Here is a 3643-nt window from a genome sequence, read left to right as displayed (position 1 = left end):
AACAACAAAAAAGTGGAGGAACTCTTAAAGATACAGGAGAAGAGTTTTGCAAATTTCGTAAAACCGCTTGAGATGATGGATGAGCACTTAGAGCAGTTTTTCACTCCGCTCTCACATCTAAACTCCGTCAAAAATACGAAGCAGACGCAAAAGATATATGCAGCTTCCCTGCCGATAATCACCGAGTACTCCACCAAGCTCTCTCAAAATTTGGGTATTTACAAGACCTACAAAGAGATACAAAAAAAAGAGCAAAAGCACCTAAATCAGGAGCAAAAAAGGGTTTTAGAGCTAAATATACTAAACTTTGAACTAAGCGGTGCGCATCTTGATGAGATGAGCAAAGCAAGACTTGGGGAGATAAACATAAAAAAGAGTGAACTCTCAAACAACTTCTCTCAAAATCTTCTTGATGCCACCAATGAGTATGAGTATATTATAAGTGATACAAAAGATGTAGAGGGATTAGCGCAAAGTGATAAAGAGAGCGCAAAATTTAAAGAAAAGGGTGTTACAAAATATAGGTTCACACTTCAAATGCCTTCATATATTGCCTACATGACCTACGGTAAAAATGAAAAAATCAGAGAAGAGCTTTACCGCGCCTATGTAACAAGAGCACCGCAAAATGCCAAGATTATAGATGAGCTATTATCGTTAAAAGATGAGATGAGTAGACTTTTAGGGTTTAAAAACTACGCCTCATACTCACTTGCAAGCAAAATGGCAAAAGATGAGAAGAGTGTTGTTGATTTTTTAGAAAAACTAATTGCAAACTCTAAAACACAAGCGCAAAAGGAGCTAGAGGAGCTTCAAAAGATAGCAAAAAAACCGCTGCAGAGTTTTGACAGTGCCTACTACGGCGAAATTTTAAAAAAAGAGAAGTATGAGATTGATGAAGAGGAGTATCGTCCATATTTTGAGCAAAAAAGTGTTTTAGAGGGTATGTTTGAATTTTTAAACAGACTCTTTGGAATAAGCTTTGAAAAGGTAGAAGAGGAGCTGTGGCATAAAAAAGCAATCTCATACGATTTACATCTGGATAACAGATTAAAAGCGAGGTTATATCTTGATTTAGAGGCTAGAAAGGGTAAACAAGGCGGGGCGTGGATGAACAACTTTCAGACCCATTGCCAAGATGAAAAAGCAAATGAGCAACTAGCCTCTGCGGTAATCGTATGTAATTTTCCGCCATCTTCTAGCAAAAACCCATCGCTTCTAAGACATGATGATGTTGTGACTCTTTTTCATGAGATGGGACATGCTCTGCATCATATGCTAAGTAATATAGGCGAAAATGAAGTAAGCGGCGTAAACGGTGTAGAGTGGGATGCGGTTGAGTTTCCATCACAATTTTTGGAAAACTTTGCTTATGAGCCGAGTGTTTTAAAACTTTTTGCGTGCCATTACAAAACAAAAGAGATACTACCTAATGAGATGATAGAGAAGTTGGTAAAAAGTAAAAACTTCCTCTCGGCCCTTGGAATATTAAGGCAACTTGAGTTCTCTCTTTTTGATTTTAAACTACACACAAAACTATATCAAGGTGATGAAATTCAAAATCTCCTAGACTCCATCAGAGAAGAGACTGCACTTATAAAACCGCCATCATACAACAAGTTTCAAAACGGCTTTTCGCATATTTTTGCGGGCGGTTATGCTGCAGGATACTACAGCTACAAATGGGCGGAAGTGCTAAGTGCAGACGCCTTTTTCGGCGTTGTCGAAGAGGGAATATTTGAGTCGAATATCGCTAAAAAATATCTTCATGTTGTTCTGGAGGGCGGCGGTGCAAAAAGCATGGATATACTCTTTAAAGAGCTGATGGGAAGAGAACCAAATCCTGATAATCTACTTCGTCTAAATGGGATTATATAGTTTGAGACACCTACTTTTGGCTATTTTATTCTGCGCAACACTTTTTGGAGAGAAAATTTTGAAGATAGCAACCTATAATGTAGAAAATCTCTTTGACCTGCAAAAAAGCGGACATGAGTATAGCGAGTATGTTCCCAACAGCTCTTCGCTTTGGAACCAAAAAAACTACAAAATAAAACTAAAAAATATCGCGCATGTCATCAAAGAGATAGATGCGGACATTATCGCTCTTCAAGAGGTAGAATCACTTCAGGCACTTCTTGATTTGAGGTTTGCGCTAAAGCAAAACGGGCTCTATTATCAATACTACACTATCGCCGATAAAAAAAATACGACTATTAAAGTAGCACTTCTTAGCAAAATCCCATTTGTATACTCCAGAGAATTAAGTATTACACAGACGTTAGAATACAGAAATATATTGGAGAGCAAATTTGTAATCAACAACAAAGAGTTCTATATTTTTGTCAATCACTGGAAATCAAAATCAGGACCGGAGAGCAGAAGAATAGTTTCCGCAAAAACTTTAAAAAAAAGAATTTCAGAGATAGGGTTTGATAAGAATATCATCTTGCTCGGAGATTTCAATTCAGACTATGAAGAGTACATAAAATTCAAAAGAAAAAGAAAACATAATGACACCGACGGAGTTACTGGCATAAACCATATACTTGGAACCATAAATCAAAAGGAGAGCGCTTCAAAAGTCAAGCATGTAAAAGAGAGTTTCTATAACCTTTGGTATGACACAGAGAGTGAGAATAGATACACATATATCTACAGAGGCAAAAAAGAGGTCTTGGACAACATACTTATCTCTCAGCCTCTGCTAAACGAGCAAGATATCTCATACATCCATGGCAGCATCTCAAATTTTAGCAAAGAGTATCTGTTTAAAAAGAAGAATATAAATAGGTGGGAAATCTCTCGTGCAAAAGTGAGAAAACACAAGGGGAAAGGGTACTCCGATCACCTTCCCGTGATAGCAAATTTCAGAGTCAATTAAGACACCAATCAATCTCTTTTTTATTGTTAGACTTAAGATAGGAATTAGTTTGAGAGAAGGGCTTAGAACCAAAAAAACCACGATATGAAGAGAGAGGTGATGGATGAGGAGCCCTCAGTATTAGATGCTTCTTTATATCAATTAGTCTCTCTTTTTTCTGAGATGGGGCTCCCCATAAAACAAAAACCAAATTTTCATATCTTAAAGACAGTTGACTTATAACAGAGTCTGTAAAGTTCTCCCATCCAATGTTTTTATGTGAATTTGGCATAGCCTCGACTACGCTAAGAACGCTATTTATAAGTAAAACTCCCTGCTCTGCCCACTTAGTCAGATTACCATTTGCTGGCATACTGCAGTTGAGATCATCATGCAGCTCTTTAAATATATTAACTAATGAAGGTGGGATTTTACACTCATCACATACCGAAAAGGCTAATCCGTTTGCCTGATTATGACCATGATATGGATCCTGCCCTATTATTACAACTTTTACATCATTCGGATGAAGCAGATTAAAAGCTCTAAAAATATTTTCATATTTAGGAAATACTGTTTTTATTTTATACTCCAACTCTATAAATTGCTGAAGTTTTATAAAGTAATCTTTTGATAATTCATTTTCTAAAAAAATATGCCAGTCATTATTAAGTATCATTAGAATCCCCATAAAAAGTAATTAGTTGATTATATATAAATTTTATTTCAAAGAGATTTTAATTAAGTATATTAGAAAGAAGTTTATAAAATTATGATTGT

Annotated in this window: 3 protein-coding genes; 2 read left to right on the top strand and 1 reads right to left on the bottom strand. The window is 36.1% G+C overall.

Translation table 11 applies throughout. From position 1 onward, the window contains the following. Positions 1-1878, top strand: a 1878-nt coding sequence (locus tag IBX42_RS11705; RefSeq protein WP_294933112.1) for a M3 family metallopeptidase, incomplete at its 5' end; no start/stop codon positions are given. Between the two features lie 58 nt (positions 1879-1936). Further along, complete coding sequence (locus IBX42_RS11700; protein WP_294933111.1) at positions 1937-2884, top strand: endonuclease/exonuclease/phosphatase family protein; 948 nt, start codon at positions 1937-1939, stop codon at positions 2882-2884. Here IBX42_RS11700 and IBX42_RS11695 read toward each other — a convergent pair. Then, the gene (locus IBX42_RS11695; protein WP_294933110.1) at positions 2877-3542 is read right to left on the bottom strand and encodes a uracil-DNA glycosylase; all 666 of its coding nucleotides are present in this window, start codon (positions 3540-3542) and stop codon (positions 2877-2879) included. The two genes, IBX42_RS11700 and IBX42_RS11695, sit on opposite strands and share 8 nt — an antisense overlap. Positions 3543-3643 lie beyond the last annotated feature (101 nt).

It is taken from the genome of Sulfurimonas sp. (assembly GCF_014859695.1).
Classification (GTDB): Bacteria; Campylobacterota; Campylobacteria; order Campylobacterales; family Sulfurimonadaceae; genus Sulfurimonas.
This window is presented reverse-complemented; position numbering and strand designations above follow the sequence as displayed.